The organism is Desulfurellaceae bacterium (assembly GCA_021296095.1).
Lineage (GTDB): Bacteria > Desulfobacterota > Binatia > Bin18 > Bin18 > JAAXHF01.
The window spans coordinates 20089-25273 of the sequence record JAGWBB010000054.1 but is presented as its reverse complement, the minus strand read 5'-3'; the positions used below and the strand labels follow the sequence as shown (position 1 = coordinate 25273).

4 protein-coding genes are annotated in these 5185 nt (G+C 58.2%); 2 read left to right on the top strand and 2 right to left on the bottom strand.

The genetic code is table 11. The features are described from left to right. Positions 1 to 241: 241 nt before the first annotated feature. A complete protein-coding gene (locus J4F42_13805) occupies positions 242 to 1537 on the top strand; it encodes an RNA-directed DNA polymerase (GenBank protein MCE2486585.1) in 1296 nt (431 codons plus the stop codon). Positions 1538 to 2135: 598 nt separating this feature from the next. Here J4F42_13805 and J4F42_13800 read toward each other — a convergent pair. Further along, positions 2136 to 2234 (bottom strand): transposase, encoded by a 99-nt coding sequence (locus J4F42_13800; protein ID MCE2486584.1) that lies wholly within the window; start codon positions 2232 to 2234, stop codon positions 2136 to 2138. 208 nt (positions 2235 to 2442) lie between these two features. Next, the gene (locus J4F42_13795) at positions 2443 to 3852 is read right to left on the bottom strand and encodes an amidase (protein ID MCE2486583.1); all 1410 of its coding nucleotides are present in this window, start codon (positions 3850 to 3852) and stop codon (positions 2443 to 2445) included. 912 nt (positions 3853 to 4764) lie between these two features. Here J4F42_13795 and J4F42_13790 point away from each other — a divergent pair. Beyond that, positions 4765 to 5170 (top strand): hypothetical protein (locus tag J4F42_13790; GenBank protein ID MCE2486582.1); only part of this gene is annotated, 406 nt, incomplete at its 5' end. Positions 5171 to 5185: the final 15 nt, after the last annotated feature.

Genomic DNA, 5185 nt, shown 5'->3' with positions numbered 1-5185 from the left:
GCATCCTGTGGTCCTCCGCCCTCGGCTGCTATCACACGACCGCTCCAATGGCTACAACCTATCGTGAACCACTCTAGCGCAGTTCGTTCCGCCCGATCTGGCAAAAATCATAGGCGGAGCCAATTTTACAAAACTTGGAAAATCCTCTAACAGGGACTCCAAACTCGCTAAATCTCTTAAGGAGTGCTCCAAGAATTTCATCCGCTACCAAGCATTGCGTGACGTCAACACGCCGCGCCATATGGGCATTCCACATCCTCAAAGCCACATTGCTCAATGCCTTGCCATCAAGCAGTGCTGGGCTAATATCAAGGAGCACTGCGCTAAGCCTTCCCATCCTGTTAGTCGTATTTTTGTCAGACGTACTGGTAATAGACGATTATTTGAGATGAACTATAAGGGCGCAGAGCGTTTCGAAATTGAGGAACAAGAAATAGGCTTTCTGACAGGCGCCAATCATGTCGTCCACGCTGACATTTCATCATGCTTTCCCAGCATCTATACGCATTCTATCCCATGGGCGATACACGGACGACAAAAAGCCAAACAAGAACGCAATAATCTATCACTTTGGGGTAATATCCTAGACAGGGCGACTCAAGGAGTTAGCGACGGACAAACCAATGGACTGCTCATCGGTCCGCATACCTCCAACGTAATTTCTGAAATCGTCTTGACTAAAATTGACGCAATCTTGCTGAAGAAAGATTACGAGCGACTTAGCAGACACATCGATGACTACAGCTATTACGCGAAGACATACGAAGAGGCAGAAGAGTTCATTCGACAGCTGAGCATGACACTTCGAGAGTTTGAATTATTTCTCAATGAAGGAAAAACAAAAATTTTACCTCTACCTAAGCCACAATTCGGGAATTGGATACGAGAGCTAAACACGTTCCAATTCCCCACAGAAGAAATCGATTTTTCAACTGTAAGACGTTTTCTCGACCTTGCGCTTCATTTAGCCCAAGAGGTTGGAACGTCGGCGGTTCTCAACTACGCAATCAAGATGATTCCGCCTCGCCTCAATAATCGGGCTAAACGTCTCTTTGTCCGAGAGTCTATAAACCTATCGCTTTCGTATCCTTATCTCGCTCCACTGCTCGAAGACCATATATTTGCAAAACATGAGTATGAGGGCATCGAGGCTGCGATCACCATATTTACTCAAGAACTCGTCAAGATCGGCATTGAGCGCATTTATCCCGACGCCATCGCTTACAGTCTCTACTACGCGATTAAATACAATATAAAATTTTCACTGCCAGAGAGTGGCCTTAAAAAAATTGTATCAATTGATGACTGTATCTGTCACGTATTACTGTTCGAATACGCGACTCTCTGGGAACTCTCGACTCTACGTGAAGAGATACAGAAACGTGCAAATAATTTGAAGAAATTAGACTCAATAGACCAGGATCCGTTTTGGCTCTTAATCTACCAAGTTTGGCCTGTACCGGACTTACAAAAGAACCATAGTCTTCTTGCAGAGCTGAAGGCGAAGAAATTCTCGTTCATCCGTTTTCAAAGTTAGCACTACCCACCCTTATCGATAGAAGTGGTCTCATAAAGAGCAGCAGAGCAAGATCAGGAGACAACCGAGGTGGACAAAGCTCAGATAGTTGGCAGGATAATACTCAAAGCGTGTCAGGCTCCGGCGGCAGTTTTGCATCCGGGCAAACAGGCGCTCGACCTTCTAGCGGCGACGATCACATCGCAAGGGCCCCATCTTGGGTCGGAGGCCGGGTACGGTTACATTTATGTGGCGCGATCAACTCAATGCCACGGGCAGCAAGGCTCCAGTCCGGCGAATCACTGTCATAGGCCCAGTCCCCAATCAATCGGCAGGGTTGGGCAGCGGTGAGCCGCCATGCGCGAGTGGCAGGACCAAGGTGACTTCATGGGGTGCAGCAGACGCCGTGCGGACGGCGACAGGAAGACCACGGCGGTCTGCTACCGCCCCGAGCTTTGTCCCTTTGCCCCGCTTGATCGCTCCCCCATCCCGTCCGTTTTTTTCGCTACGATGAAGGTGGTGTTGATGAAAGACTCGCTCAGGTCCAACTCCCCCCGCGTCCGTAGATCCTCAGCCCAGGCTTCCAAGACGCTACACAGGACACCGCTCGCACCCACTGCTAGAAGCAGCGATGGCAGGTCTGGTACGGAGGAAACCGCTCCGGTAAGTCTTGCCAGCATGCCACCGAGCGGAGAATCCACAAGATCCCAGCTAACACCTCGCGGTTACCTCACCAGGGTCGCGCGCCCCCGCCCATCGGGCCGGCGCGGCGGAATGGGCCTTAGCGGGGCGATGAGAGCCCACTGCTCCTCGGTCAGTTCTTCGTGTCGAGCCATACTCACCATTCTCCCACTTCATTTATGAGATGGCTTCTGGAGAGTCCATTTTCTCCGATCCATCCATACAGAATTCCCTCACTCCCGCACTCAGGCCGGGAGCGGCGGCCGCCGCGTATGCCAGTCGGTGTGGACCTCGTAGGCATGGCCGATCTGCAACACAGTCGCCTCATCAAACGCTTTGCCCACAATCTGGAGCGCCAGCGGCAGTCCGCTGCGGGTAAAACCGCACGGCAGGCTCAAAGCCGGCTGGCCCGTCACATTAAACGGACAGGTGGCCGAGATCAGGGCCGACATGAGCTTGACCTCTCGGCCCTTGATCGTCGCCGAGCGGGCGTCATGGCGCGGGGCAGGAATCAACGCACCCGGGGTCAAGATCGCGTCGAGCCGGCCAAAACGGGTCAGCATGTCCTGGCGAAAGCGAGCCTGGGCGTGGCGGGCCTTGACATAGTCGGTGGCCAGCGTGGGTTTGCCCCGTTCGAGAAAACGGCGCACCTTGGGGCCATAGTCATCGGCCTGGCTTTGCAGATAGGGTTCGTGCCACACATTGGCCTCAGCGTTCAGCAGCACCTCGGCGATGTCGGGCCACACCCGGTCGAGCGCGGGCAGCTCGACCTCTTCGATCTGGGCGCCCAGGCTGGCCAAGACTTGGACGGCCTGCTCAAACGCGCTCTGGACCTCGGGATCGGTCGAGTCAGGGAAAAAGTGTGTCGGCACCCCCAGGCGCAGGCCGCTGACCTCCCCGGTCAGTTTTGCCGTGTAATCGACAACCGGTGTCTGGCTTGAGACGACATCCCGCCCGTCGTAGCCGGCCAGGGCGTGCAGCATGAGCGCCGCGTCCTGCACTGTTCTGGTCAGCGGTCCGATATGGTCGAGCGACCAGGCCAGGGGCGTGACCCCGTACAAACTGATCCGGCCATGGCTGGCCTTGAGGCCGACCGTTCCACAAAAGGCGGCCGGGATGCGGATCGAGCCCCCGGTATCCGTGCCCAGCGACCCGGCACACAGGCCTGCGGCCACCGCAGCTCCCGACCCGCTGCTCGACCCGCCGGGACTGTGTTCCAGGTTCCACGGGTTGTTGACCGGGCCGAAATGCGGACTGGGGATGATCGTCGCAAACTCGTTCATGTTGAGTTTGCCCAGCAGAACAGAGCCTGCGGCCTGCAACCGCTCAATTACCGCGCCGTCGTAGTCAGGCAGGGCGTCTTTCAGCACCCGTGAGCCGCAGGTCGTTTTGATCCCCCTGGTGGCCACAATATCTTTGTGAGCCAGCGGGATGCCGTGCAGCGGGCCACGGTAGGTTCCGGCCTGTATCGCCGCTTCGGCGGCTTTGGCGTCCTCCAGGGCACGCTCGGCGGTGAGGCTGATATAGCTGTTCAGCTGTCCGTCAACAGCCTGAATCCGATCCAGATAGGCCCGGGTGACTTCGAGCGGAGACACCTCGCGGCGCTGGATCTGCTGCGCCAGCTCTGCAATCGACAAAAAACACAGGTCTTGCATGGAATCGCCCCTCCTTTGTCCGGGACTGTAGCACGGGCAAGACCCAGATGGCAGCGGCCGGCCCCTTGCTTGACACGCTCCGGCACCGCTGCCACCATCATGCGCCGAGACACGCGCTGAAGGAGTCCGTCCATGAATACGGTACACGATTTTATGGGGCGTGAGCACGAGTTGGTGTGCGCCCCTCTGCTCGCTCGCATCGCCGAACAAGCCCCCCAGGCCGACCGCACCCGGAGTGTGGACCCGGACCTGATTCGGGCCCTGAAACAAACCGACGTCATGCGCCTGTCGGCCACCCGCAACATCGGCGGCATGGAGGCCAGTATCGGCCAGATTGCCAGGGAGCTTGAGGCCGTATCCGCCCGCTGCGCCTCAACCGCCTGGTGCCTGTGGAATCATCTGTGCGTGTTCCACTTCATTGTGGCCCAAATGGGGCCGGATGCGGCAGACCTGTTACGGCAGATTGTGGACGAGCGGGAATGGGTCAGTTTTCCGGCCGGAGCCGGGACGAGCGTCCACGGCCGGCGTGACGGTGACCGGGTGATTATCGACGGCCGGGCCAGTTTTGCCTCTGGCTCGCGCTACGGAGAGTGGGCGGCGTGTCTGTTTGCGCTGCGCGATGGCGAGACACAGCCCAAGGGCAAGCCGGATCTGCGTTTTACGCTGGTTCGGACCGACGATCCGGGGGTGTCGGTCGATCCGACCTGGAACTCGATGAGCCTGCGGGCATCGGCCACGGACCATATCAACTACGAGTCGGTCTCGGTTCCGGTCTCCCTGCTGCGGCCTTTTCCGCTCGATTTTCGCTACACCTTCCGTGATCCCCAGACCCCCGTCATTGCCCAGCGCTACCGGGAAGACTGGGTTGCCGTGTCAGACCTGTGGCTGGGCGCCCAGGCGGTTGGCCTNNNNCGAGCTGTCTGAGCGGGTCGCCATCTTTGGCGTCAAAGTCGCCGAGCGACCGGCCGTGCAGCTGAACATCGGTCAGGCCGGCGCCTCGATTGCCGCCGCCCGGGCGGCGGTCGAAACGGGCTGTGCCGAGACCGACGCCCGCATCGAAGCCGGCATCAGCCCGACTGAGGCCGACTATCTGCGCCAGCTGAACTACAGCATGGTCGCCCTGCGGCTGTGTGACGACGCCCTGCGTCTGCTGCTCAGAGTCCAGGGCGGCAACGGGCTGCGCGAGAGCGGTTCTTTTGAGCGCCGCTACCGCGATTTTCAGGCCATGCCGCTACACATCAACGCCCACCCCGACCGGGTGGCCGAGCTGTCGGGCAAATATCTGCTGGGCCAGACCAACGACGCGCCGTTTCAGTAGCCGCGCCTAGCGCTT